The 24664-nt window shown below is 69.6% G+C and carries 22 protein-coding genes; 10 read left to right on the top strand and 12 right to left on the bottom strand.

Annotated elements, in window-relative coordinates; translation table 11 throughout:
• Window positions 1-536: 536 nt before the first annotated feature.
• On the top strand, window positions 537-1733 hold the full coding sequence (locus tag OG289_RS27660; RefSeq protein WP_327316732.1) for a pyridoxal phosphate-dependent aminotransferase: 1197 nt from the start codon (window positions 537-539) through the stop codon (window positions 1731-1733).
• A 78-nt stretch (window positions 1734-1811) separates the two neighbouring features.
• Here OG289_RS27660 and OG289_RS27655 read toward each other — a convergent pair whose 3' ends face one another.
• The 7 genes from OG289_RS27655 to clpB all read right to left on the bottom strand — a co-directional run bounded on the left by OG289_RS27655 (window position 1812) and on the right by clpB (window position 10158).
• Window positions 1812-2348 carry a hypothetical protein gene (locus OG289_RS27655; RefSeq protein ID WP_327316731.1) on the bottom strand — a complete coding sequence of 179 codons (537 nt, stop codon included), beginning with the start codon at window positions 2346-2348 and terminating at the stop codon, window positions 1812-1814.
• Window positions 2349-2362: 14 nt separating this feature from the next.
• A complete protein-coding gene (locus tag OG289_RS27650; RefSeq protein WP_327316730.1) occupies window positions 2363-4186 on the bottom strand; it encodes an alpha/beta hydrolase in 1824 nt (607 codons plus the stop codon).
• A gap of 9 nt (window positions 4187-4195) precedes the next feature.
• On the bottom strand, window positions 4196-4663 hold the full coding sequence (locus tag OG289_RS27645; RefSeq protein WP_327316729.1) for a hypothetical protein: 468 nt from the start codon (window positions 4661-4663) through the stop codon (window positions 4196-4198).
• Between the two features lie 417 nt (window positions 4664-5080).
• The gene (locus OG289_RS27640; protein WP_327316728.1) at window positions 5081-5629 is read right to left on the bottom strand and encodes a YbjN domain-containing protein; all 549 of its coding nucleotides are present in this window, start codon (window positions 5627-5629) and stop codon (window positions 5081-5083) included.
• Window positions 5630-5756: 127 nt separating this feature from the next.
• A complete protein-coding gene (locus OG289_RS27635) occupies window positions 5757-6434 on the bottom strand; it encodes a hypothetical protein (protein ID WP_327316727.1) in 678 nt (225 codons plus the stop codon).
• Entirely contained in the window at window positions 6380-7399 is a 1020-nt protein-coding gene (locus tag OG289_RS27630) for a recombinase family protein (RefSeq protein WP_327316726.1), read from the bottom strand. Before OG289_RS27630 ends, OG289_RS27635 begins: the two co-directional genes overlap by 55 nt.
• Before the next feature lie 161 nt (window positions 7400-7560).
• Entirely contained in the window at window positions 7561-10158 is a 2598-nt protein-coding gene (gene clpB, locus OG289_RS27625; protein WP_327316725.1) for an ATP-dependent chaperone ClpB, read from the bottom strand.
• Between the two features lie 120 nt (window positions 10159-10278).
• Here clpB and OG289_RS27620 point away from each other — a divergent pair, with 120 nt between their 5' ends.
• Window positions 10279-10692: a pyridoxamine 5'-phosphate oxidase family protein gene (locus OG289_RS27620; protein WP_327316724.1), complete on the top strand. Its 414-nt coding sequence runs from the start codon at window positions 10279-10281 to the stop codon at window positions 10690-10692.
• A gap of 166 nt (window positions 10693-10858) precedes the next feature.
• On the opposite strand, the gene OG289_RS27615 is transcribed toward OG289_RS27620, so the two are convergent.
• Together OG289_RS27615 and OG289_RS27610 are read right to left on the bottom strand one after the other, a co-directional pair.
• Window positions 10859-11194, bottom strand: a complete 336-nt coding sequence (locus OG289_RS27615) for a hypothetical protein (RefSeq protein WP_327316723.1) — start codon at window positions 11192-11194, stop codon at window positions 10859-10861.
• The gene (locus OG289_RS27610) at window positions 11191-11442 is read right to left on the bottom strand and encodes a hypothetical protein (RefSeq protein ID WP_327316722.1); all 252 of its coding nucleotides are present in this window, start codon (window positions 11440-11442) and stop codon (window positions 11191-11193) included. The genes OG289_RS27615 and OG289_RS27610 overlap by 4 nt, the downstream gene beginning before the upstream one ends.
• 277 nt (window positions 11443-11719) lie before the next feature.
• Here OG289_RS27610 and OG289_RS27605 point away from each other — a divergent pair, with 277 nt between their 5' ends.
• Both OG289_RS27605 and OG289_RS27600 read left to right on the top strand, forming a co-directional pair.
• Window positions 11720-12568, top strand: a complete 849-nt coding sequence (locus OG289_RS27605; protein WP_057601134.1) for a hypothetical protein — start codon at window positions 11720-11722, stop codon at window positions 12566-12568.
• A 30-nt stretch (window positions 12569-12598) separates the two neighbouring features.
• A complete protein-coding gene (locus OG289_RS27600; RefSeq protein WP_327316721.1) occupies window positions 12599-13609 on the top strand; it encodes a helix-turn-helix transcriptional regulator in 1011 nt (336 codons plus the stop codon).
• Window positions 13610-14009: 400 nt separating this feature from the next.
• On the opposite strand, the gene OG289_RS27595 is transcribed toward OG289_RS27600, so the two are convergent.
• Window positions 14010-15116, bottom strand: coding sequence for a helix-turn-helix transcriptional regulator (locus tag OG289_RS27595; protein WP_327316720.1), 1107 nt, complete (start codon window positions 15114-15116; stop codon window positions 14010-14012).
• A gap of 361 nt (window positions 15117-15477) precedes the next feature.
• On the opposite strand from OG289_RS27595, the gene OG289_RS27590 reads away from it, so the two are divergent.
• From OG289_RS27590 to OG289_RS27575, 4 genes are all read left to right on the top strand, one after another.
• Complete coding sequence (locus tag OG289_RS27590) at window positions 15478-17025, top strand: circularly permuted type 2 ATP-grasp protein (RefSeq protein WP_327316719.1); 1548 nt, start codon at window positions 15478-15480, stop codon at window positions 17023-17025.
• Window positions 17022-17954, top strand: a complete 933-nt coding sequence (locus OG289_RS27585; RefSeq protein ID WP_327316718.1) for an alpha-E domain-containing protein — start codon at window positions 17022-17024, stop codon at window positions 17952-17954. Before OG289_RS27590 ends, OG289_RS27585 begins: the two co-directional genes overlap by 4 nt.
• A gap of 2 nt (window positions 17955-17956) precedes the next feature.
• A complete protein-coding gene (locus tag OG289_RS27580) occupies window positions 17957-18811 on the top strand; it encodes a transglutaminase family protein (RefSeq protein WP_327316716.1) in 855 nt (284 codons plus the stop codon).
• 64 nt (window positions 18812-18875) lie between these two features.
• Window positions 18876-19433: a hypothetical protein gene (locus tag OG289_RS27575; RefSeq protein WP_327316715.1), complete on the top strand. Its 558-nt coding sequence runs from the start codon at window positions 18876-18878 to the stop codon at window positions 19431-19433.
• A gap of 10 nt (window positions 19434-19443) precedes the next feature.
• Here the strand turns inward: OG289_RS27575 and OG289_RS27570 are convergent, their stop codons facing one another.
• Window positions 19444-20553 (bottom strand): substrate-binding domain-containing protein, encoded by a 1110-nt coding sequence (locus tag OG289_RS27570; protein WP_327316714.1) that lies wholly within the window; start codon window positions 20551-20553, stop codon window positions 19444-19446.
• 269 nt (window positions 20554-20822) lie between these two features.
• Here OG289_RS27570 and OG289_RS27565 point away from each other — a divergent pair, with 269 nt between their 5' ends.
• On the top strand, window positions 20823-21098 hold the full coding sequence (locus OG289_RS27565) for a hypothetical protein (RefSeq protein ID WP_327316713.1): 276 nt from the start codon (window positions 20823-20825) through the stop codon (window positions 21096-21098).
• A gap of 437 nt (window positions 21099-21535) precedes the next feature.
• Window positions 21536-22822: an LPXTG cell wall anchor domain-containing protein gene (locus OG289_RS27560; RefSeq protein WP_327316712.1), complete on the top strand. Its 1287-nt coding sequence runs from the start codon at window positions 21536-21538 to the stop codon at window positions 22820-22822.
• Between the two features lie 85 nt (window positions 22823-22907).
• Here the strand turns inward: OG289_RS27560 and OG289_RS27555 are convergent, their stop codons facing one another.
• Complete coding sequence (locus OG289_RS27555; RefSeq protein ID WP_327316710.1) at window positions 22908-24638, bottom strand: type IV secretory system conjugative DNA transfer family protein; 1731 nt, start codon at window positions 24636-24638, stop codon at window positions 22908-22910.
• Window positions 24639-24664 lie beyond the last annotated feature (26 nt).

The following is a 24664-nucleotide window of genomic DNA, read 5'->3' as shown; positions in this document are numbered from 1 at the left end:
TAGCGGCAGCATGATATCTCGCGGCCGGTTGCTGATGGGTGAAATTACCCAATTCGCCGAGCGCCTTGTACGCCTGCGCAAGCCAAGTGCAGTGAACGGTTAACTTCGATGACCTACCTGCCGGCCTGCCAGGGCACAGTCAGGGGAGAGCGGAGATGATGGCCGCAGGGGCGCGTAGTTGCTGGATTGACATCAACCGCTGACACCAACGGCCACGTACACCAGTGCACATCCACGGACCCGAGCCGCTACGCGAAGCCGGATCACAGGGGCGGAGCGGCTGGTTTGCGGGGTCCCTCGCACGAGTGAACGCGCCTACGGATCAGATGCGCCGCATGCCAAGCCACGCGCTCCCTGGACGGCCCTGCTCTCCCCCGGCGGGCTGGGCCGTCCCTGGGCCGTCCCAGGGTGACCAACGACGACAGACAACGACAGACAACGACGGCTCTTTCCCTGCTCAGAGGTGGTGCCTTGGGCACACGCGCAGGTCCCGATCCGTGAACGTCAGTTGAGGAACTCCAGAGCTTCGGCGCAGGATGACGGGCATGACCTCCACCGAGCGCCCGTTCCTCAACCGCCGCCTCGCCGAGTTCGGGACGACGATCTTCGCCGAGATGTCCGCCCTGGCGGTCGCGACCGGCTCGATCAACCTGGGCCAGGGTTTCCCGGACACGGACGGCCCCGAGGAGGTCCGCGAGGCGGCCGTACGGGCGCTGCGGGACGGCCGCGGCAACCAGTACCCGCCGGGCCCCGGCGTCCCCGAGCTGCGCACGGCGATCGCCGACCACCAGCGCCGCCGTTACGGCCTCTCCATCGACCCGGACACGGAGGTCCTGGTCACCGCGGGCGCCACGGAGGCCATCGCCGCCACCCTGCTGGCCCTCCTGGAGTTCGGGGACGAGGTCGTGGCCCTGGAGCCGTACTACGACTCCTACGCGGCCTGCATCGCCATGGCGGGCGCCACGCGCGTGCCCGTCACCCTGCGCCCGGACCCCGAGCAGGCCCGTTTCCGCCTCGACCTGGACGAACTGCGCGACGCGGTGACGGACCGCACCCGGCTGCTGCTGATCAACACCCCGCACAACCCGACCGGCATGGTCCTCACCCGCGAGGAGCTGACGGCGATCGCCGAGCTGGCGGTGGAGCGGGACCTGCTGGTGGTGACGGACGAGGTGTACGAGCATCTGGTGTTCGACGATGCCGAGCACGTGCCCCTCGCCACCCTGCCGGGGATGCGGGAGCGCACGGTCACCATCGGGTCGAGCGGCAAGACGTTCTCGTTCACCGGCTGGAAGGTCGGCTGGGTGACGGCGGCGCCCGGCCTGGTCGCGGCGGTGCGCTCGGCAAAGCAGTTCCTGACGTACGTGTCGTCGGGCCCGTTCCAGTACGCGGTCGCCGAGGCCCTCGCCCTGCCCGACAGCTACTTCGACGCGTTCCGCGCGGACATGCTGGCCAAGCGCGACCTGCTGGCGGCGGGGCTCGCGGACGCCGGTTTCGCGGTCTTCCGCCCGGCCGGCACCTACTTCATCACCACCGACATCCGCCCCCTCGGCGAGAGCGACGGCTTCGCCTTCTGCCGCGCCCTGCCCGAACGCGCGGGCGTGGTCGCCATCCCCAACGCGGTCTTCTACGACCACCGCGAGGCGGGCGCCCCGTTCGTACGGTTCGCGTTCTGCAAGCGGGCGAGCGTTCTGGAGGAGGCGGTGACGCGCCTGAAGGCGCTGGCGGGCTGACCGAACGGGGAGAGGCGCCCGTCCACAGGTTCTGGACGGGCGCCTCTCGGCGGCTCGGACCTCCGGATGTCGTCTCCGTCAGCTCGACAGGAGCGTGTCGCTCGACCAGAACGTCGACCGCACGTTCGGCTCCGGCAACTTCTGCTTCGAGTAGTCGGGGCCGTTCGGCCTGCTGGTCGGCTGGCCGACGTCGGACTTCTCCACGCACGGGGTGGTGACGCTCAGATGGGCCTGGCCATTGGACCCGATCAGGACTTCGAGCTGGAAGCCGTCCTGGGTCTCGAAATTGGCCGCCAGCCCGTTCGGACTCGTGGCGACGAGCTTGTAGCCCTTGCTCTTCCAGTGACGCTCCAGCACGCCGAGAAAGCTGCCACGCCGTTCGGCGGAGATGATCGTCATAACGGAACGATCACGGTCCACGTAGCAGTCTCCCGGCATGGAGTACAAGTGCGTCCACTGAACGGGAGGCTTGATGGCCGCAAACGCCTCGTCCAGGATCGTGTCGGCCCTGTCGGCGGCCTCTTGCAGGTTCATCTTCGATTGACTTTCCTTGCTCGAGGACGCGCTGCCTGTCGCGCCGCATCCGGAAAGAAGCAGAGCCAGTACAGCAGCCACTGCTGCTCTTGTTTTCATCGCGGCGTCTCCCTCCGGACATATCCCGGCTGCCCTGCGACAATGGCAGCGATGTTTCGCGCAGAAACCTTGTCCTTCCCTTCCTCCGGGGAGAAGTAATTGCTATGGGCCTCGATATCCAGCTTAGAGTCCCATACCTCGGGGAAGGAGGGCTGCGCCAGCTCCGGCCCGGGCAGGGTCTGGAATCTGTTGGCACCAAACGCCTTACTTGCCGGATCCTTGCCGAACCAGATGTCGTCATCACCCTGGTCAGCTACTTCTCCTCCGAGGTACGCGCCGAGCGGCCCTCCCCCGAAGAATCCCATAGCCCCGGCCGTGGCTTCCTTCGACGAAGGGAGCTTGGTGACGATGTCGTTCTCAGCCGCGCCCACCCAGACGTGATCCTTGCCCACACCCAGTTCCTCCGCCTTGTCCACGCCGACGCCAGGACTTCCGACGAGGATGATGTCGTCGGCGCCCGCAATTCCTCCTGCCTCCTGCGTGGCGGCCCCTACCAGTCGGGAACCATAGGAATGGCCGATGGCAGTGACGTGAGGGTCGGCATTTTCATTGGTTGCCGAAATTCCACTCATGAAACTGTTGTACGCGGGGGCGCCACGCTCGGCATCGGCCGTGGTCATCACGTCGAGCGACTGAGGGGCGTCGTAGCCGAGCCATACGATCGCAGATGAGGAGGGATCGATTTTCTGGGCGCCCTGAGCCGTATAGAAGGCGCGCTTCACCGTGCCATCGGCAAATCCGAAGTCGAGTTTGGTGCCCAGACCAGGAACATAAGCCGACACGTTCTTCGAGGTGTCAGGGTTCCCGTAGGCGACGATCGCCCGCCCGTTTCCTTCGAGACCGACACCAAGGAGGAACATGGGCGGCTGACTTCCCGCGTTGAGCTTGGTCTGTATGCCTTTCAGTCCTTCGAGCTTTTCCTTGGATGCATCACCGGGCTGGCCCTCCAGCTGGGCGATGAGGAGGTGGATGTTCTCCCGGTTCGCCTCGTCCCGGACCGTGGACGGGATCCCGTCCAAGTTGCCGATGATCTCCGGGAAGGCCGTCCTGTACTCCTCGCGCTCCTCATCGCTGAGGCTGTCCCACCACTCCTTGCGGTCGGCGGGCGACTTGTCCAACGGGATATGACTCTGAAGGTATTTGCTGGCCGCTGAGCTCACCGCATCGACATCGGACGCCACGTCCGCCCACGTCTTGGTGTTGACGTTCAGCCTCGGCGCTGCCTTGAGCTTGTTCAGTGCCTTGCTGTACCGATCGTCGATCTCCTGGGCTTCCCGTACGGCATGGGCGATGCGGTCGGCGATGTCCACGGCTTTGGCGTGGTGCGGGTTCGGGTTTTTGAACTGAGGGTTGTTCGGCACAAGCCCCGGTGACTGAAACCCTGTGTCATTACCCGTGATCAGGCCGTTATTGCCCAGGACGGTGCCGCCGGGGATCGGCTCACCAGTGAGCTCGTTCTTACCGCCGGCGGGATACGTGACTGTGCCGTCCTCGTTGACGGTGTACGCCAGCGCGGCCGCATCGTCCAGTGCCTCGATCAGGCGCCGCTTGGGAGCGGTGATCTCGGACGAGAAACTGTCGAGAGCTCCGGTGATCAGACCGCATTCGACCTGGGTGTAGTGGAAGTTCTCCGACAGCTTCAGCAGCTGCTTGAGTGCCGCGTCCGCGGCCTCACCCTCGTTGGCCTTCCGCATTGCCGCAGTGATCTGCTTGTCGATGCGTTCCTTGGCTGCGTCGGCCGTGCCGCTGATCGCGCGGTACCCGTCCGCCGCCTCCGTGTACTCGGCCGGTTTGAGGGCCTTGAGCGTCTGGTGGTCCATGTGTCCGGGTCACCGCCCCTTGGCCTGGCCGCCGGCGGGCGCGTCCCCGTAGTACTCGGTCCTCAGCTTGGCGATCTCTGCTTCGATGGCCTCGTCGGTCCGTAACTGGTCGTTGCCTGCCTTCTCCAGCACGTCGGCGAGCCCATCGCACACCTCGCTCACGTCCTTGACGTAGCGCTTCCAGGAGTCGTAGACGCCCTGCTGGGCCGCCTCGGTCAGGCACCCTGATCCCGCCCCGAGTCCCGTCTGGCCCGACTCCGCCTTCACCCACGCCTTGCCGAGTTCTTCCCGCAACGATCCGACGCCTTCTCCCGCCTTGGTCCACGCCGCCCTGTCGGACCTCAGCTTGCCAGCGCCGCCGCCACTGCCATCGGAGCTGGTGCCACCTTGGTCGGCGGGCAGCTGGTTGAGCTGCATCTGCGTGGTGTGCCGCTCGGTCGCCGCGGCCTTGAGCTGCTCCCACTCATCCCACGCCATGTGTGTCCCCACTCTGGACAGCCCGTCCGGCAACGACGAGCTGATGGAACGTGCGACAGCGATCTTGCGGTGCTCGAGAAGCACCGTAGGGCCCGCACAACGCATGCCCCACCCGCCCCGGTGACCATCACGCATGAGTATCCGTACTCATGCGTACCAGGATCCCGGTCGGACGGACGGATGCCTGAAGGCACCGGCAAGCAGGGCCGGCGAGGGAGACACCCGTTCGCAGGTTGTGGACGGGCGCCTCTCGACGTACCGACCGGTCGTGGACCTACTCGTCGCCCTCCTCGGGCTTCTCGTCGCCTTGGCGGGCTGACGGCACCCAGGGGCCGTCGGCCCCTGGCCGACTGAACGCCGCGGCCCCGTCCACAGGCTGTGGACGGGGCCGCGCAGGCGGTATGTGGGGCGGGGGAACTACTCGTCGCCCTCTTCGGGCTTCTCCTCGGTCTCCTCCTCGGCCGCGTCGACCTCCTTCTCGAGGCCGAGCTGCTCCACGAGCCACTTGTCGAACTCGATCGCCGCCCGCACCCAGCTCACCGTCGAGGAGACGAACAGCTCGATGTTCACGCCGGCGCCGATCAGCAGCTGCGCCTCGCCGATGAGGCGGACGGTGCCGTCGTCGTGGGTGTGCGTGTAGACCTTGGGCCACAGGGTGCGCCGGTTCCAGTCGTCGATCGACTCCAGCAGCAGCGCCTTGTCGTCGATCTGGTGGGGCCGGTCGTAGAACGTCCGCACCGAGTAGACCGTCTGGTCCCCCTCGCCGCGGAACATGAAGTACGTGCGGAACTCCTCCCACGGCGCCGCGAGGTCACCCTCGTCGTCGACGACGTACTTCAGCTCCATCTGGTCGAGGAGCTGCTTCACGAGATCCTGATCCGGGACGACGGGGCCCGCCGGTCCACCCTGGGGCTGCGGCTCGGGCTGGCCCCCGAAGTTCGGAATCGAGGACGGGTCGATGGACATACTGGGTACTCCTGCGGTCGTCTGGATCGTCCGGCCATCACTGAGACCAGACGTACAGCCCACCCTCTCTCTCTTGGCCTGTGCCCGGCAACCTGCCCTGGCCGAGATACGTCCACCGTGCGGCGGATCAACGATGTGAGTACCAGAATCCCGGTCCCATCCCTTTGGCCCGTCGAAGCTCCAGGAAATACTGGCGGGCCCCGTCCTCGTGGCAGCCGATCCCGTCAACGGCCTCGGACCCTCCCCATGCAGTCCGCCCTTCCGCCTGCCGCTGCAAGGCTGGAGGGAGATACACGTGCACGATGCCCGACTTGTGCGTTCCCTCGCAGAAGTAGCGGACGCCGGCCTTGAGGAGGATCGCCGCCCGGCCTTCCCAGTTCTCAGCCGCGCACCACCGTTTGCGGTAGATCGCACCGGTCGGTTCCTCGATCCAACGGGCAGGGACCACCGGCTCGGCCTCCAGCCTCGCGAGCGTCTTCGCGTGCTCGTCCATCTGCCGGGCCAGGGCCTCAACGGCCGCCGAGTCAAGCGCGTGTCCGATGGCAGTGGTGAGATTGACGAGGGCTTTTCGCAGCTCGGCGATCGCCGCGGTGTGGTCCCGTCCCGGTACGTGGGCGCGCTTCGTCTCGGTCAGATCACCGGCGCTGTCCAGAAAGTGCCGCTCTACAGTCTCGTAGAGACTCTCGGCCCGCCAGCTCGACGGCCCCTCGCAGCGGTTCATCTCGGAAACGGAACGGCACTGGTAGTAGGTCAGCACAGTCGTCGTTCCGTCGGCCAGGCGATTCTTCTGATGCCGCACATACATGGGCCTGCCACACATGCAGAAGACCACGCCGAGCAGAGGAGTGCGCCAGCCCTTGCCCGGCCTGGGCTCCCCCTCGCCCCTCCCGGTGATGATCGCGTCCTGGAGCGCTGCTCCTCGGGGGTGAGGATGGGATCTGCCCAGACCACGGGCTGTCCCTCCGCGTCCAGAACAGGTTCCGAACGATGCATCATCACGCCCATCAGGGCGGGTGACCTCAACATGTTGCGCAAGGGGGTCACGGACCAGACAGTCCCCTTCTCCGGCCTGCGCTCATGCTCCGGAAGATCCTTGTTCTGTTCTCTGCGCTGATGATCCCGGGCACTGGGAACGCCTCGCGCATTCCAGTCCCTCGCCACGGCGTAAACGGTGTCGCCACCGTGGACCATGCGCTCGTACGCCTCGCGCACGAGTCGTGAGCTGCAAGGGTCGACAGCCAGGCACTTACGTGACTCTCCCAGGTGGCTGAAGACCTCAGCGCGGTAGCCGAAGGGCCAGATTCCGCCGTTCCACAACCTGTTCTCACGGAAGAACTGCGTACGATCGAGTTGCCTGGCCTGCACAGCTTTGCGGTACTTGGCTGCTTGGGCCGCCTTGATGCCCGCCAGCATCCGTCCGTCCTCGGAGTGGATGTCGAACGTCGGATCGTCGAGGACCTCGATGTCCTTCCCGTTCTTCAGGATCCAGTCGACAAAGTGCCACCAGTGCATGTCATCGCGCGTCACGCGATCCTGCTCGGTGACCATGAGGACATCCCACTCGTGCACGAGCGGCTCGGTGAGCCACTTCCTCAGGCTGGGGCGCTGGTCCAGGTTGACAGCGCCGGACACGGTGGCGTCGACGACGCGTCCCACCTCCGTGTAGGTACCTCGCCGTATCGCGAGAGTGAGCGCCTTGTCCTGCCGTGTGAGCGCCGATGACGCCTCGGTGTCACGGCTGATGCGCTGAACGGCCAGAACTCGCTTCATATGACATACCTCCCGGCCAGAGGAACGAGCTCACCGGCCCGGTGGTCACGTCAAAGTCGCATCATCGACTCGATACTCATCCTGAAGCCTGGGCGCCCACGGTACGGCTGCGCGGCCCTGAAGCGCTTGCCCCAGGGCCGCGACGGCAAGGTCTCGACGAACTACAGCGTCTTGCCGGTCGCCGGGCCCACGATCAGGCCCTCCCCGAACGCGTCCACCCGGACCGTGTCGCCGTCCTTGACCTCGCCCGCCAGGATCTCCTTGGCGAGACGGTCGCCGATGGCCGTCTGGACCAGGCGGCGCAGCGGACGGGCGCCGTACGCCGGGTCCATGCCCTCGTCGGCGAGCCAGGCGAGGGCCGCGTCGGTGATCTCCAGGGTGAGGCGCCGTTCGGCCAGCCGCTTGGCGAGGCGGTCGATCTGGAGGCGGGCGATCCGGCCGAGCTCCTCCTTGTTCAGGGCCGAGAAGACGACCAGGTCGTCGAGCCGGTTGAGGAACTCGGGCTTGAACGACGTCCTCACCACCTCCAGGACCTGCTCCTTCTTCTCCTCCTCGGTGCTCACCGGGTCGACCAGGTACTGGCTGCCCAGGTTGGACGTCAGCACCAGGATCGTGTTGCGGAAGTCGACCGTGCGGCCCTGGCCGTCGGTGAGCCGGCCGTCGTCCAGGACCTGGAGCAGGACGTCGAAGACCTCCGGGTGCGCCTTCTCCACCTCGTCGAGCAGGATGACGCTGTACGGCCGCCTGCGCACCGCCTCGGTGAGCTGGCCGCCCTCCTCGTAGCCGATGTAGCCGGGGGGCGCGCCGACGAGGCGGGCGACGCTGTGCTTCTCGCCGTACTCCGACATGTCGATGCGGATCATGGCCCGCTCGTCGTCGAAGAGGAAGTCGGCGAGGGCCTTCGCCAGCTCGGTCTTGCCGACGCCCGTGGGGCCGAGGAAGAGGAAGGAGCCGGTGGGGCGGTCGGGGTCGGCGATGCCCGCGCGGGAGCGGCGTACGGCGTCGGAGACGGACTGGACCGCTTCGGTCTGGCCGATGAGACGGCGGCCGATCTCCTCCTCCATGCGCAGCAGCTTCTGCGTCTCGCCCTCCAGGAGGCGGCCGGCCGGGATGCCGGTCCAGGAGGCGACGACGTCGGCGATGTCGTCCGAGCCGACCTCCTCCTTGACCATGGTGTCCTTCGCGGCCTCCTCCTCGGCCTCGGACGCGGCCTCCAGGTCGCGCTCCAGGGTCGGGATCTCGCCGTACAGCAGCTTGCTGGCGGTGTCGAAGTCGCCGTCGCGCTGGGCGCGTTCGGCCTGGCCGCGCAGTTCGTCGAGCTTCTCCTTCAGCTCGCCGACCCGGTTGAGGGACTGCTTCTCCTTCTCCCACCTGGCATTGAGGCCGCGCAGCTCCTCCTCCTTGTCGGCGAGGTCACGGCGCAGCTTCTCCAGGCGCTCGAGGGAGGCGGCGTCGGTCTCCTTGACGAGGGCCAGCTCCTCCATCTTCAGCCGGTCCACGGACCGCTGGAGCTCGTCGATCTCGACGGGGGACGAGTCGATCTCCATGCGGAGGCGGGAGGCGGCCTCGTCGACCAGGTCGATGGCCTTGTCGGGGAGGAAGCGGGAGGTGATGTACCGGTCGGAGAGGGTGGCAGCCGCGACCAGGGCGCTGTCGGCGATCTGGACCTTGTGGTGGGCCTCGTAGCGGCCCTTGAGACCGCGCAGGATCGCGATCGTGTCCTCGACGGTCGGCTCCGCCACCAGCACCTGCTGGAAGCGGCGCTCCAGCGCCGGGTCCTTCTCGATCCGCTCCCGGTACTCGTCGAGCGTCGTGGCGCCGACCATGCGCAGCTCACCGCGCGCGAGCATCGGCTTGAGCATGTTGCCGGCGTCCATCGCGGAGTCGCCGCCGGCGCCCGCGCCGACGACGGTGTGCAGCTCGTCGATGAAGGTGATGATCTGGCCGTCGGAGTCCTTGATCTCGGCGAGGACGGTCTTCAGCCGCTCCTCGAACTCGCCCCGGTACTTGGCGCCGGCCACCATCGCGCCGAGGTCGAGCGCCACGAGCCGCTTGTTCTTCAGCGACTCCGGGACGTCGCCCTTCACGATGCGCTGCGCCAGCCCCTCGACGACGGCGGTCTTGCCGACGCCGGGCTCGCCGATCAGGACGGGGTTGTTCTTGGTACGGCGGGACAGGACCTGCACGACCCGCCGGATCTCCTGGTCCCGCCCGATGACGGGGTCGAGCTTGCCCTCGCGGGCGGCGGCGGTGAAGTCCGTCCCGAACTTCTCCAGGGCCTTGTACTGGCCCTCGGGGTCGGCGCTGGTCACCCGGCGCCCGCCGCGGGCCTTGCGGAAGGCGTCCTGGAGCTTCTTCGCGGTCGCGCCGTGCTGAGTGAGCACGTCACCGGCCTGGCCGCCCTTGGCGGCGATGCCGAGGAGCAGGTGCTCGGTGGACAGGTACTCGTCGCCGAGGTCACGGGCGCGCTCCTGCGCGTCGGCGATGACGGCGAGCAGCTCGCGGTTGGGCTGCGGGGGCGCGACGGTGGACCCGGTCACGCTGGGCAGCGAGCCGAGCACCTTCTCGGCCCCGGCGCGTACGGCGGCCTGGTCGGCGTCCACGGCCGCGAGCAGGTCGGTGATGTTCTCGTTGTCCTGCCCCTGGAGCAGCGCGAGCAGCAGATGGGCGGGGGTGAGGTCGGCGTGTCCCTGGGACACGGCCCTGTTGCCGGCCGCGTTGATCGCGTCCCGGCTCCGGTTGGTCAGCTCGGCGTCCACGGTGGCTGTCTCCTCCTTGCGTCAGCGCTACCCGTTACTGACTCAGTCAGCGTACACAAAGTTGAGCCTATTCCGCTCAAGGTTTGGGGTGGAGGTTCGGGAAGCAGTAGGTTCCGGACCATGGCCGCACACCCCCAGGACCCGGGCGCCCCGGACGCGCCGTATCTCGCCTTCTGGCGGGAACGGCACCTGTGCACGCTGACCACACCACGCCAGGACGCCAGTCCGCACGTGGTTCCGGTCGGAGTGACATACGACCCCGAGGCCCGCCTCGCTCGGGTCATCGCGAACAAGGGCAGTACGAAAGTGGGCAACGTGCTGGCGGCGGGCCCGGCCGGCGCCCTGGTCGCGGTGTGCCAGGTGGACGGGCGGCGGTGGGCCACGCTGGAGGGCCGCGCGCATGTCCGTACCGAGCCGGAGCGGGTGGCGGAGGCGGAGCGCCGGTACGCGCGGCGGTACGGGCGTACACCGAGCCCGAACCCCGCGCGCGTGGTGATCGAGATCGAGCTGACCCGGGCGATGGGGCGGGGCTGACGGCGGGGCTGACCGAATCCGCCCCCATCGTTTTCCGGCCAACGCTCAAGCGGGCGCATAACCGGAAATGTCCCCGCAAACTACAGCGGCGTCACCGTGTTCAGGTCACGGTGACGCCGCTGCGGGGGGAAGCGCCTGAGCGATCTTTTACGACGGGGGAATCGCGTCAGGCACTGCGGGGGGTGGCTGAGATGGTCTTCAGGGGCGGGACTTCGGCCTCGACGAGCCGGTGGTCCCGCTGGTCCAGGTTCACAAAGATCATTCCGTAACGAATGGCGCACCGCACGGGCTGCGGCGCCCCCCGGGGCTTGCGCAGGCACCGGTAGGCCCGTACGTCCTCGTCCTCGTCGCGCGTCACGACGACCGGCTCACCGAAAACCGTCACCATCAACGAGTCACCACTGTGGGGGATGGCGGTGACCAGGTCGATGAAGTGCCAGCCGGAGCGGTAGGCGGTGGCCATTTCGCGACGGAAGGAGCGGTCGTCGGGTGGAGTGGTCATGACTCGGCGACCCACGTGCTGTCGCGGGGAGCGACCCAGGTGCTGTCGCCCAGCACGTCCGCCGCGGTGACGACCCACGTGCTGTCGCGGGGAGCGACCCACGTACTGTCGCCGGCCTCGACCACGGTGTCGGCACCCGGGCTCCAGGTACTGTCGCGCGCCGTGTCGCCCGTCGTGCCCGCAAGGCCGCTCAGTGCTCCGAAGGCCAAGGCGGCGGAGAAGGCGGCGGCAAGCGCCGAGCGAAGCATTCTCTTATGCATAGTCGGCTTCGTCCTCATTTGAAGGTCACCTCTCCCCCGTCGACTACGACGATGGCCCATTCGGGCACGTCATGGCCACACAATCGATGCATCATGTTCCTGCACGTTCAGGACCCTGGGGGGTGGAGATTTGACGAAAAATGAGACAAAGCAGACACATCCTCATGCGTCGACTGAGCTGTGCGAGGAAGGTCGCCGTCTCTATGGGAACGCTCTTCGGACGGGACGCATAGCCCGTGCCGACGTGGAGCCTGCTCCGTGTTTGATGGAGTTCGCCCTGCTTCATGCCGACCCCGACGACGCGAACTGGCTGCGCCCGGTGCCCCCGTCGATCGCCCTGTCCCAGCTGCTCAACCCGATCGAACGCGAGATCACCCAGCGGAGGCGGCTGTCGGTCGAACTCGCCGACGCTTTCGAGCCGTTCATGACCCTCAGCGCCCAGCCGACGCCGACCACGCATTCGATCACGGTGCTGGAGGGCATCGACCGGATCAACGCGGCGCTCGACCTGGCCACCTCCCAGTGCCAGACCGAGATGCTCACCGTCCAGCCGAGCCGCCGCCGCCTGGAGCACACCCTCGTCCAGGGGCTCGAGCGCGACAGACCGCTGATCGAACGCGGCTGCCGCATACGGACCCTCTACCAGCACACGGCCCGCTACAGCCCCGAAACACTGGCCTACGTCTCCCAGTTCACCGACGGCAAGGTGGAGTACCGCACCATCGACGAACTCGTGGAGCGGCTGATCATCTGCGACGAGACGGTGGCCTTCATCCCGACCCGCGACGACGGACAGGTCGCCCTCGAACTCCGCCACCCGGGGCTCGTCCGCTACCTGATCAAGGTCTTCGAGTTCATGTGGGGCCGCGCCGTACCGCTGGCCACCGGCGCCCCGTACGAGACCGCGCCCGACGGCATCACCGACATCCAGCACTCCATCGCCAAGCTCCTAGTCGAGGGGCACGTCGACGAGGCGATAGCCCGCCGGCTGGGCATGAACGTCCGCACCTGCCGAGCCCACATCGCCAAACTCGCCACGGCCCTGGGCAGTGGCAGCCGCGCCCAACTCGGCTTCCTCATAGCCCAGTCGGGGATCCTGAAGCAGGAACCCTGACGTCCCGCCCGAAGAAACCCAAGGTCACGTATGACGACACCGGCGCACCCGCACGGTCCGGAGGAACTGTGCGGGCCGGGCCTGGAACTGTACGCCCGCGCCCTGCGCGAAGGACACGTGAGCGACGCCGACGCCGGACCGGCGCCCTGCCTTGTCGACCTCGGCCTGCTGCACCCGGTCGTCGACGACCTGGCCCGGCTCGAACCCGTGCCCCCGGCCCTCGCCCTGCACCGGCTGCTGCGCGCCTCCGGCACCCGCATCGCCGAGGAACGGCGCCGCGAGGAACAGCTGGCGTCGCTCTTCGAACCCCTCATGCGCGTCACCGGCAGCCGCACGCTCCCACCGGATCCCGCGTCCCTGCGGGTTCTCAGCGGCACGGAACGGATCAACGCGGCCATCACCGAGGCGATGGCCGAGGCGACCAGCGAGGTGCTCTGCATCCAGCCCAACGTCCACTACAACGGGCCGCGCGGCGAGACGGCCCAGGGCGTCGCCATGGCCCGCGACCAGGCCCTGCTGGACCGGGGCTGCCGCATCCGCACCCTCTACCAGCACACCCAGCGCCACCAGCCCCTCGTCCTGGCCCGCTACGAGCAGCTCCGGGGCGACGCGGAGGCCCGGACCCTCGACGAGGTCACCGACCGGCTCATCGCCATCGACGGCACGGTCGCCTTCATCCCCGCCGGCGAGGACGGCCGACTGGCCCTGGAGGTCCGCCACCCCGCGCTCCTCGCCTACTTCACCACCACCTTCGACCGCCTCTGGCGCCTGGCCACACCCATGTACCCGCAGGCCGTCCGACGCCCCTCCCTGGACGGGGTGACGCCCCGTCAGCAGGCCATCGCCGCGCTCCTCGTCGAGGGCCACACCGACGCCGTCATCGCCGACCGCCTCGGCATGAACGTGCGCACCGCACGCGTCCACATCGCCAAACTCGCCGCCACCCTGGGCAGCGAGAGCCGCGCCCAACTCGGCTACCTCATCGGGCGGTCGGGGATCCTTGACCGGGAACAGGGCCGGGGCCGGGAGCCGGAGCGGTAGCAGGTGAACGCGAGGGTGAGCCGGAGTCAGAGGCCGGGGCCGGGTCAGGAGCCGGCGCCGGGCCGGGAGCCGGGGCCGGGTCAGGAGCCGCGGCCGGGTCAGGAGCCGCGGCCGGGACCGGGCCAGGAGCCGAGGCCGGGGCCGGGTCGGGGTCTGGCGCCGGGGCCGCGGCCGTGGCCGGGTCAGGAGCTGGCGCCGGGGCCGTGGCCGGGGTCAGGAGCCAGGGCCTGCGCCGGGGCCGGGTCGGGGTCAGGAGCCGTGGCCGGGTCAGGGTCTGGCGCCGGGGCCGCGGCCGTGGCCGGGTCAGGAGCTGGCGCCGGGGCCGTGGCCGGGGTCAGGAGCCAGAGCCGGCGCCGGGGCCGGGTCGGGGTCAGGAGCCGGGGCCGCGGCCGCGGCCGGGTCAGGAGCTGGCGCCGGGGCCGTGGCCGGGGTCAGGAGCCAGAGCCGGCGCCGGGGCCGGGTCGGGGTCAGGAGCCGGGGCCGGGAGACTGAGCGTCTCCGTCCCGCCTCCGCTCCCCGCCACCCCGGACGGCCGGTCCAGGCCGACCTGGGCGATCCGCACCCCCAGTTGGGTCCGGCTGGCGGCGCCCAGGGTCTCGGAGAGGCGGGCGATGTGGGCCCGGCAGGTGCGGACGCTGATGCCCAGGCGTTCGGCGATGACGGCGTCCTGGTGGCCCTCCGCCAGCAGGGCGGCGATGGACTGCTCGCGGTGGGAGATGCCCTCGATGCGGGTGTCGGGGAGCGGGGCGGTGAGCGGGATCGCCAGCCGCCACAGCCGCTCGAAGACCGTCACCAGGTAGGAGATGAGGGCCGGGTGGCGCAGCTCCAGGGCCATCGTGCGGTCGGTGTTCGCCGGGATGAAGGCGACCGTGCGGTCGAAGAGGATCAGCCGGTCGATGACCTCGTCCAGGGTGCGGGCCTCCACCGCGTCGCCCATCAGCTCCAGGTAGGTGAGCAGGCCCTGGCCGTGCCGGGCGACGTGGTTGTAGAGGTCGCGCATGCGCACGCCCCGGCCGCGCAGCTCCAACGCCCGGTGCAGGCCCTCCGACAGCTCGTGCTCACGCCGGATGCCGCCGGGCTGCACGGTGAGGACCTCGGTCGTACACGCCTCGGTCGCCGCGTCCAGGGCGGCCTGGATCCGGGAGGAGCCGTCCAGGACACGGATCGCCGCGCCCTCCCCGGCCGTCGCACCCCGCGCCGGACCGCCCAGGCCCGCGTACCACTCGAAGGCGGCGACCGCCGAGCCCATCCGCCGCCGACTCGCGCTGACCTCGTCGTACAGTCCGCGCAGCAGCCGGGTCATGACCTCCTGCGGGGAGGTCGGCACCAGCCAGTCCATGTCGTCGGGATCGGGGTGGAGGAGGGCCAGTTCCAGGAGGCACGGGACCGGCTCGGCGTCGGTCCGCGCCACCCGACCGCGCCGTACGGCCCGGGAATACACGCGATCCCCGGCGTCGCACAGTCGGTCGGCACCGTGTGGATGTTCCTCCGTCCCGTGCCCGGCCATCGCCCATCCCACCCCCGCCCACGCCGCTTCCGGAGCGCAACTATGCGCGGCCCGGACCGGGTCCGCAACACGGCTCATCGCACCGAGGCCGTGGAAAACCACCCGTCTGTGTGACTTTCTCCTGGCCTCCTCCCCTCGCACTGCAACAAGCTGACGGTGGTGCGGGGCCTTCTCGACGGTGCATCGTTGACTTCCGCCTTCCCCCGGGTGCTCCCCACTCGAGGGAAGCGGAACCGACCCGGCCGGACCACGGGGGAGTCCGGCCGGGCCCCGGGCCACACCCGTGCGCCCCGGCACACCCGTGCGCTCCCGGAAATCCCCGAGTGATCGTCGCGTTACGTCCCGCACTTAACGTCGGCCCATGGCGGACATATTTGACGCGTACGCGTTGGCCGACGCGTGGGACGAGATGTTCGAGCGGCCGGGTGAGGTCAGGACCGCCTATGAGCCGGTGCTGGCGGCGCTTCAGCCGATCGAGCCAGGTGAACTGCGCTTCAGGGCCGACCAGATGGCCCGCGCCTTCACCGACCGTGGCGTGACCTACGCCTTCGCGGGCGAGGAGCGGCCCTGGCCGCTGGACCTCGTACCCAGAATCCTCGACGCACTGGAATGGGATTTCATACAACGGGGCGTGAGCCAGAGAGTCAGGGCCCTGGAGGCCTATCTCGCCGACGCCTACGGGCCCTGTCGCGCCTTCGAGGACGGTGTCGTCCCCTGGCGGCTGCTGCTGGGCTCCCCTCACTTCCACCGCGCGGCCCACGGGGTCGAACCGCCCGGCGGGGTGCGCATCCACGTCGCCGGCATCGACCTCGTCCGGGACGAGGCGGGGGACTTCCGGGTGCTGGAGGACAACGTCCGGGTACCCAGCGGGGTGTCGTACGTCATCGAGAACCGGCGGGCCATGACCCGGGTGTTCCCCTCCCTCTTCGACGGGCAGCACGTCGTGCCGGTGGACGGCTATCCCGCGCGGCTGCTCGCCGCCCTGCGCGCCGCCGCACCCGGGGGGACCGCGGACCCACGGGTCGTCGTGCTCACCCCCGGGCCCAGCAACGCCGCCTACTTCGAACACGCCCTGCTGGCACGGCTGATGGGCGTGCAGCTGGTCGAGGGGCACGACCTGGTGTGCCGCAACAACCGGGTGTGGATGCGCACCACGAAGGGCGAGGTCCCGGTCCACGTCGTCTACCGGCGGCTCGACGACGACTTCCTCGACCCGCTCCACTTCCGCCCCGACTCGGTGATCGGCTGCCCGGGCATCATGACGGCGGCCGTGGCCGGAAAGGTCACCCTCGCCAACGCCGTCGGCAACGGCATCGCCGACGACAAGCTGCTGTACACGTACGTCCCGGACCTGATCCGGTACTACCTCGGCGAGGAACCGATTCTTCCCAACGTGGAGTCGTACCGCCCCGACGAGCCCGGGCAGCTCGACGCCGTTCTCGACCAGATCGACCGGCTGGTCATCAAGCCGGTCGACGGCGCGGGCGGGCAGGGCATCGTCATCGGCCCGAAGGCCGACGCGAAGACGCTGGAGAAGACGCGCAAGGCGGTCGCCGCCGACCCGCGCGGCTTCATCGCCCAGCGGCCCGTCGCCCTGTCGACCTCCCCCACCCTCGCGGGCGAACGCATGGCACCGCGCCACATAGACCTGCGGCCGTTCGCCGTCAACGACGGCAGTGATATCTGGGTGCTGCCGGGCGGGCTGACGCGGGTGGCGCTCCAGGAGGGCAACCTGATCGTCAACTCCAGCCAGGGCGGCGGCTCCAAGGACACCTGGGTCCTCGCCGAGGGCCCGACGGACGGTCCGGCCGCCCTGCCGGCAGACGACGCGCCGCCGGCCGTCGCACCCCGCCAGCTCGGCCCCGACGGGGCCCCCGCCGGCGTACAGGAAGGGGCGCAGCAGCAGTGAACGACGTGATCCTCTCCCGCATTGCGGAAGCGCTGACCTGGACCGGCCGCTACGTCGAACGGGCCGACGCCACCGCGCGCATCCTCGACGCCTACCTGCACCGCATGCTGGAGGACCCCTGGCGCGACGAGGACGTGGCCTGCCGGTCGCTGTACGCGATCCTCGGCGTCGACGCGGGTTCCGACGCCGTCGACATGCAGCAGGTCCTGGACCAACTGGCTTTCGACTCCCGCTCCACCTGCTCGATCGAGGGCGCGCTGGGCGCCGCCCGGCTGAACGCCAGGAGTGCCCGCGAGGCCGTCTCCTCGGCGATGTGGGAATGCCTGAACGCCACCTGGCACGCCCTCGCCGAGCAGCGCCGCGCGGCCCGCCGTACGGGCCCCTACGGCTATCTGGAGCTCGTCCGCAGCCGCGCGGCCCTCTTCTTCGGGCTCGCCGACTCCACGATGAGCCGCGACGACAGCTGGCGGTTCGTCGTCCTGGGCCGCAGCCTGGAGCGCGTGGACATGACCGTACGGCTGCTGTCCGTGCGCGTGCTGGACGCCGCCCACGCGCCCGACTGGCCGACCCTGCTGAGCGCGTCCGGCGCCGACGAGGCGTACGCGCGCGTGTACGGCGGTTTCGGCGACACCCCGAGAGTGGCCGAATTCCTGCTTCTGGACCGGGACTTCCCGCGCTCGGCGTTGCACGCCCTCACCACCGCCGAGGAGTGCCTGAGCGCGCTCGGCCGCCCCCGCCAGGACCCGGCCCGCCGGCCCATCGGCCGGCTGCGCACCCGTCTCGAATACCTCGACACCCACGCCCTGGAAGAACAACTGCCGCTGCTGCTACGGGACTTGCAGACCGCCTGCATGGCCTCGGCGGAGGCGGTCGCCGAGCGGTTCTTCCCGTACCAGGGGCCCGTCGTGTGGGCCCAGGAAGGAGCGTGAGCATGAGCGCCAACAGCACCCGCAGGCTCCGTATCCGCCACACCACCCACGTCTCCTACGCGCAGGCGGCGGTCTCTTCCCACAACGAGGTCCGGATGACCCCGCTCACACTGCCCGGACAGACCACCCTGGACGCCCGGGTGACCATCCGCCCGGCGGCCACGACCTGGTCGTACTGGGACTACTGGGGCACCCAGGTCACCGCCTTCGAGCTGATGGACCCGCACGCGGACCTCACCATCACGGCGTCCAGCCTGGTGGAGACGTCCCCGCCGGCCGACCTGCCGGCCTCCCCCGCCTGGGCGGAGATCACCGAACGCACGGCCGCCTCCCGTCTGCTGGAGTTCGCGGGCCCCACGGTCCGTACGACGGTCCCGCCGAAGCTGGTGAAGAAGGCGCGGAAGGCGGCCGCGGGCCTGGACCCGCACGAGACGGTCGTGGCCGTCTCCTCGCTGGTCGCCGACCGGGTGTCCTACCTCCCCGGCGTCACCGGCGTGAACACCTCGGCCGCCGAGGCCTGGGAGCAGGGCGCGGGCGTCTGCCAGGACATCGCGCACGTCACGATCGCCCTGCTGCGGGGCCTCGGGCTGCCGACGCGGTACGTCTCCGGCTATCTCCACCCCGAGCGGGAGGCGGAGCTGCACCGCCCGGTGGCGGGGCAGAGCCACGCCTGGGTCGAGTACTGGGCGGGCGACTGGCACGGCTACGACCCCACGAACCGGACCCGGGCCGACGAGTCCCACGTCGTGGTCGGCCGGGGCCGCGACTACGACGACGTCACCCCGCACAAGGGCATCTACCGGGGGGTCGCCGGAGGACCGCCGGAGGTGACGGTGGAGTTCACGCGGGTGGCGTGAACGGGCACCGACGAGGCCGTGACGGACCGTTCCGTTTCGCGGGCGCCGGCCGGACAATCCCGGTATGGCGAGGAACCGGGTACGGGCCCTGACCGTGGGAGCGGCGCTGTGCGCGGCGGCGGGCTGCGGAGGGGGTGGGGGCGACGGTGAACCCGCCCCCACCCCCTCCGCCACGGCCACGCAGGCGCCCTCCCGCCCCTACAAGGACGGCCATCTCACCTTCACCCTGCTGTTCCTGCGCTGCGGGCTGAACGCGGTCGCCGGGTCGCACAGCGAGGGGCAGCCGGAGGGGCGGTTCTGCTGGGCGCGGCTGCGGGTGGACAACCAGGACCCGGTGTTCCACACGTACGTGGCGAAGAGCCAGCGGCTGGCGGGCGTCCCGGGGCGCCCCGGACAGCCCGACACCTTCGCCATGGCCGTACGGCGCCAGCACGACAGTGTGGAGATCGGCGGGCACGATCTCATCGAGGTCGAGCTCTGGTACGACGTGCCGCGCGACGCGAAGGTGAGCGGCCTGCGCGTCTCGGGGGACCGCGATCCGGCCGGCTACATGAACACCAGCCCGGCGCCGTACGCGCCGGGTGGGGTCCTCATCGCGATGAAGCCGCTGATGGGCTGGTAGCCCACGGATCTCAGGTCAGCTTGAGGGCCTCGCAGGCGGCCTTGTACTTGGTGGTGCAGATCTGGGCGACCGTGAAGATGCCGTCGGCGAGGACGGTCGTCTTGATGTTGCTCTTCGTCAGCGCGACCACGGTCTGCAGCTTGGCCGGGATGTCCTTGTCGGTCGGGCTGTCGACCTTGTCGCGGGTGAGGGCCTCGAACTGGAGGTCGCGGCCCTGGACCTTGGCGACGGCCGCCTCGGCCGCGGCCGCGGCCATGGCGGGGTACGGCTTGTAGACGCTCATGTACTGCTCGCCGGTGATGATCCGCTGCACGGCCGCCAGCTCCGCGTCCTGCCCGGTGATCGGGGGCAGGTCGCTGTCGCTCATGCCCGCCGCCTCGAAGGCCTTGATGATGCCGCCGGCCATGGCGTCGTTGGCGGAGTAGACACCGGCGATGTTGTTCTTGCCGATCTCGTCGATCGCCTTCGTCATTTCGGCCTGGGCGACCTCCGGGCTCCACTTGTCGGTGTCGTACGACTTCGCGATCGTGACCCGGCCGTTGAGCTCGCTGAGCGCGCCCTGCTTGAACTGCCCGGCGTTCGGGTCGGTGGGCGAGCCGTTCACCATGACGATCTTGTCCGCGGTGCTGGGACTGCCGATGGCCTCCGCGAGGGTGCGGCCCTGCACCTGGCCGACGAGCTCGTTGTCGAAGGACACGTACGCGTCGATCGGACCCTGGGCGAGGCGGTCGTAGGCGATGACGGGGATGTTCGCGTCCTTGGCCTTCTTCACCATGGGCGCGACCTCCTTCGCGTCGACGGCGTCCAGCAGGATGATGTCGACCTTCTCGTCGATCATCTTCTGCATCTGGGTGTTCTGCGTCTTGGTTTCCCCGGCGGCGTTCGCGTACTCGGTCCTGCCCTTGTTCTGCGTGAGCTCGGCGACCTTCTTCTTGATGATGGGGTAGTCGAACTCCGCGTACCGGGTGTTCGTCTCCTCCGGCATCAGGACGCCCACCGTGATGTCGTCGCTCCGGGTCGGTGTCGCGTCGCTGCTGGTCCCCGAAGCCCCCAGCATCCCGCACCCGGCGAGCGAGAGGGACATCGTGGAGGCGACCACAGCTATGGCGATACGACGCATTCGGGGACTCACTTCAGGTGCGTTCGGTGCAATTCCGGGCACATGGGTACGACATGGTGACCCAGGTGTCTCAAAAGACAACGCGGCGGTGGCCACCGACGTCAAGCGGAACCGCTTAACGAAGTAACAACATCACACTCCGCTCAGTGGACACGGACGCATGGAGACGAAGCGGAGACCTTGCGAAGACCTGAGGAAGACCTGCCGGAGAAAACCCCCCGTTCCTCGCGGGTCGTGATCACGACAGGCTCCCTTCCGACAGAGGACTCATGAACTCCGCCAAAAGCCCCGCCAGGAGCCCCGCCGGACTCGCGACGGCCGTCGTCCTCGCCACGACGGGCGGCCTCCTCACCGCCGCCGTCACCGCCGTCTCGGCCGCGACGACCTGCGCCTCCCCGGTCCACAAGCGCCAGATCTTCGCCGGCACCACCTTCTCCGGCACGGCGAAGCAGACCGGCCGCGACGCCGCGATCGCCGGCCCCCGGGGCACCAAGGCCCCGCCTGAGGCATACCGAAGGACGACTTCTCCGTCCGCCGGACGATGACCCCGGACTCACCGGCGGGACCGGGGAGTTCTACGACACGGGCGTGCCGCCCCGCGCAACGTCCCTCTACCGGGTGACGGCCGTATCCGCCGACGGCACCGGAACGACGCCCTCGGGCGACTGCGCGGCGACCGCTCCCGCACGGCGGCAACCGCCTCCGCAGGTCATGTCCGGGTCGCCGTAACCCGGCTGTGACCAGCGGAATTACCGCTTCCGGCGCTGTTGCGAAGTGGTGACGGAGCGACGATTGATCAAGCATGAAATCCGGGTGAGGATAGGCACACCGCGAGCCGCCGGGGGGACAAGCAATACCGGCGGCAACGCGCCTTCTCTCCACTCCCGCTGCTCCCGCTGCTCCCGCTGCTCTCGCAGCGCTCGCAGCGCTCGCAGTTCTCTCGTCTTCGTTGATCCTTGTTGATTCCTTGGGGGGATTCATCATGTCCGCTCGTTCCGTCGCCGCCCGCCGCATCCGCACCGTGGCCGCGACCGCCGTCGTCACCGCTGTCGCCGGCACCGCCTTCGTCCCGGCCACCGCCGTCGCCGCCGACAAGGCGGGCGAGCACGCGCTGAGGATGACGCTCGGCGCGCCCACCCCCGACGCCCCGCTCAAGCGTGGCGGGTCGACGGAGTCGATGATCCTGACGGTCGCCAACTCCTCCGACAAGGCACAGGAGTTCTCGGCCTGGATGCCGGGCGAGCCCAACGGCCCGAGCCCGGTGCTGAAGGACTCCATCGTCTTCGACGTGACCGCGGTCGACGCGCCCGCGACCAAGTCCGCCATCGGCCACCAGGACGGCTTCTTCCAGGGCCTGTTCTTCCCGGCCTCCGGCAACGCCTCGTCCACCTTCTCCGTCCCGGCGAAGACCGAGTTCACCTGGAAGGTCACCGTCGGCCTCGGCGCCTCCTACCCCACCAACGACGGTGACTTCACCCTCCACGCCGGCCGGCTGGTCGGCGACATCGACGACGCCCCGGCGCGCAACACCGTCGTCTTCAAGACCGACCCGCAGATCAAGCCGGGCAAGCTGAACCAGGCCTGGGTGCGAAACGACAACGCCGTCGCCCGCCCGGGCCGGCGCGCCGGCCTGCTGCTCGAGACCCGTGCCGACGGCCCCGGCGAGTTCCCCGCCGAGCTGCACCGCACCGTCTCCGCGAAGGGCTTCCGTCAGGGCGCGGGCCACCCCGACTTCATCCTCGAGGCCAAGATCGACGGCAAGATCGTGAAGCTGAAGGAGAGCGACGAGAGCGAGTGGGAGCTGCCCGACCTCCCGAAGGGCTTCGGCGCGGCCTCCGGCCTGGCGATCATCGACCTGTACCTCTCCCTGGGCGAGCACAGCGACATCAAGAAGGACACGGCCGTACCGCTGGAGTCGCTGATCTCCATGGATGACTCCGGATACTTCAACGCGATCACGACGAAGGTGACGGCCGGTCCGGCCAAGACCACCCCGAGCTCGCCGTCGGCGACCCCGTCGGCGACCCCGTCGACGCCGGCGTCGCAGTCCCCGTCCGCCTCCGCGACCCCGTCGGCGTCCGAGTCCACCTCCGCGGCCACCACCACGGGCGGCACGACCGGCGGCACCACGACCACGAGCGCGACCGGCTCGCTCGCCAACACCGGTTCGGGCAGCGGCCTTTACGGCTCCCTCGCCGCCGTCCTCCTGGCGGTCGGCGGTGCGGCGGCGTGGTTCGGCACGCGTCGTCGGCGGACGGCCCGCGTCTGATCACCGACGGAGAAGGGGAGGGGCTCGGAGGTATCCACCTCCGAGCCCCTCCCCTGTCTCTTCTCTTCTCTCTGCCGCCGTCGGCTCAACGCGCCCCGGGGTCGTACTTCTTCAGCGACGCCTGGACCTCGGCGGCGTACGCGCCCTCCCACCACGGGACCGTCTCGACCAGCACCGGCTTGGTGCCGGAGGCGAGGACGAGGGCCCGGCCGGGGGGCATGGCGCCGAGGTCGGAGACCTGAAGGACGCGTTCGCGGCGCGTGGACTCGCTGATCGCGCGGTTGCCGGACCAGCCGCCGAACTCCGACTCCCGGCTGGTCTGGTACTCACGCAGCTCGAACTCGCCGGCCAGTTCGCTCAGGTCGCCCAGGAAGCGGGTGTCGGAGACGCCGCCGCCGTACACGCGGACGTTCGCGGCGGACCACAGCTTCTCCATGCCGCGCTCGCCCCACACCTCGATGCCCTGCGCCCAGGACTGCAGAATCGTCATCAGGATGATGCCGCGCGAGCCGTAGTGGGAGTACAGGTCGGGCAGGGAACGCCAGCGGCAGACGTTGGCCGCCTCGTCGAGGACGCCGACGAGGGGCAGGGGCAGCCGGCCGCCGCGCTGGGTGGTGGCGTACTCCTCGGCGGCCTCGACGACGGCGACGGTGAGCGCGGTCACGAGCGGCCCGGCGGAGTCGCGCCCCTCCCGGCTCAGCGAGTACAGGGTGCCGCCGCCGCGGACGAACTCGTGCGGGTCGAACTCCCCCGCGTACTCGTCGGCGGGCGGGGTGACCCACCGGTTGACCTCGGGATTGACCAGGCAGGACGCCATCTGCTGGGCAACGCCGTAGATGCCGCTGCGCTGCTTGTCGGGGGCGTTGATGACACCGGACAGCCCGTCGGCGGACATGGCGTGTCCGGCGCCGCGCAGGATCCGCTCCGGGGCGTCGTCCTTGGGGTTGGACAGCCAGGTGTAGATCTGGGTGATCGGCGCCTTGGCGCAGGCGGCGGCGAGCAGCAGGTTGGCGAGCAGGTCCTGGCCGGCCGGGTCGAAGAAGGCGTCGGTGGAGGCGCCCGCGTCACGCGAGCCGCTGGCGAAGTGGTCGGCCATCTTGCGGGCCTTGGCGACGTCGGTGACGTACGACAGCGGGTTCCACCACCAGCTCGGCTCCTCCTGCGCGACCTGCTGCGGGTCGAACACCCACACCGGCCCGCGCGCGGTCCGCGGCCCCCGGGTCGCGTCCACGATGTCCCGCTTGTTGGAGGTGACGAGGACGGCGCCGGGCCCGTCGAGGATGGCCGGGATGGCACGCCGGGTCGTCTTACCGGTCCGCGGACCCCAGATGTCGACGTGCATGTCCTCGTACGACCCGTACAGCGGCTGGCGCCCCTTGACGGACCGTCCGATGAACACGCCGGGCGTGCTCGACTGCACGCCCAGGCGCTCGGCGGTGGCGGCGGCGCCCTTCATGGTCAGCTTGCCGAGCTCCTCGCCCTGCGCGAGATGCTTGGCGGCGCCGTCCACCTTGGGCTTGTTCCGCAGCCGCTCCCGCACCCGGTAGGCGGCCAGGCCGAGGATCCCGACCACCACCGCCTCCCCGGCCGCGACGGCACTGGCCGCCGATCCCGGCCAGCTGTAGTCGCCCTTGATCACCTCGACGAGGAACGTCAGCGGATTGGAGGCCGGCGCGGGCTCGTCGGCGTACCCGGCCCCGATCTTCGCCGCCAGCCAGGCACCGGCGCCGACGAGGAGCACGACCGCGACGGCGATGACGATCTCGAAGGTCCAGTCGTCCTCGGCGCGGGGCTTCTTCTGCTGTTCTGCGGTCACCCGCGGGTCCGTCCTTTCTGGACTTC

This window comes from Streptomyces sp. NBC_01235 (assembly GCF_035989285.1).
Taxonomy (GTDB): domain Bacteria; phylum Actinomycetota; class Actinomycetes; order Streptomycetales; family Streptomycetaceae; genus Streptomyces.
This window is presented reverse-complemented; position numbering and strand designations above follow the sequence as displayed.

Excerpts from the sequence above, each read along its gene's own strand:
- OG289_RS27570 (WP_327316714.1), bottom strand. The coding sequence starts at position 20,553 with ATGCGTCGTATCGCCATAGCTGTGGTCGCCTCCACGATGTCCCTCTCG.
- OG289_RS27560 (WP_327316712.1), top strand. The coding sequence starts at position 21,536 with ATGTCCGCTCGTTCCGTCGCCGCCCGCCGCATCCGCACCGTGGCCGCG.
- OG289_RS27590 (WP_327316719.1), top strand. The coding sequence starts at position 15,478 with ATGGCGGACATATTTGACGCGTACGCGTTGGCCGACGCGTGGGACGAG.
- OG289_RS27595 (WP_327316720.1), bottom strand. The coding sequence starts at position 15,116 with ATGGCCGGGCACGGGACGGAGGAACATCCACACGGTGCCGACCGACTG.
- OG289_RS27610 (WP_327316722.1), bottom strand. The coding sequence starts at position 11,442 with ATGCTTCGCTCGGCGCTTGCCGCCGCCTTCTCCGCCGCCTTGGCCTTC.
- OG289_RS27620 (WP_327316724.1), top strand. The coding sequence starts at position 10,279 with ATGGCCGCACACCCCCAGGACCCGGGCGCCCCGGACGCGCCGTATCTC.
- OG289_RS27615 (WP_327316723.1), bottom strand. The coding sequence starts at position 11,194 with ATGACCACTCCACCCGACGACCGCTCCTTCCGTCGCGAAATGGCCACC.
- OG289_RS27650 (WP_327316730.1), bottom strand. The coding sequence starts at position 4,186 with ATGGACCACCAGACGCTCAAGGCCCTCAAACCGGCCGAGTACACGGAG.
- OG289_RS27580 (WP_327316716.1), top strand. The coding sequence starts at position 17,957 with ATGAGCGCCAACAGCACCCGCAGGCTCCGTATCCGCCACACCACCCAC.
- OG289_RS27635 (WP_327316727.1), bottom strand. The coding sequence starts at position 6,434 with ATGTATGTGCGGCATCAGAAGAATCGCCTGGCCGACGGAACGACGACT.
- OG289_RS27660 (WP_327316732.1), top strand. The coding sequence starts at position 537 with ATGACGGGCATGACCTCCACCGAGCGCCCGTTCCTCAACCGCCGCCTC.
- OG289_RS27575 (WP_327316715.1), top strand. The coding sequence starts at position 18,876 with ATGGCGAGGAACCGGGTACGGGCCCTGACCGTGGGAGCGGCGCTGTGC.
- OG289_RS27600 (WP_327316721.1), top strand. The coding sequence starts at position 12,599 with ATGACGACACCGGCGCACCCGCACGGTCCGGAGGAACTGTGCGGGCCG.
- OG289_RS27645 (WP_327316729.1), bottom strand. The coding sequence starts at position 4,663 with ATGGCGTGGGATGAGTGGGAGCAGCTCAAGGCCGCGGCGACCGAGCGG.
- OG289_RS27630 (WP_327316726.1), bottom strand. The coding sequence starts at position 7,399 with ATGAAGCGAGTTCTGGCCGTTCAGCGCATCAGCCGTGACACCGAGGCG.
- OG289_RS27640 (WP_327316728.1), bottom strand. The coding sequence starts at position 5,629 with ATGTCCATCGACCCGTCCTCGATTCCGAACTTCGGGGGCCAGCCCGAG.
- OG289_RS27605 (WP_057601134.1), top strand. The coding sequence starts at position 11,720 with ATGGAGTTCGCCCTGCTTCATGCCGACCCCGACGACGCGAACTGGCTG.
- OG289_RS27565 (WP_327316713.1), top strand. The coding sequence starts at position 20,823 with ATGAACTCCGCCAAAAGCCCCGCCAGGAGCCCCGCCGGACTCGCGACG.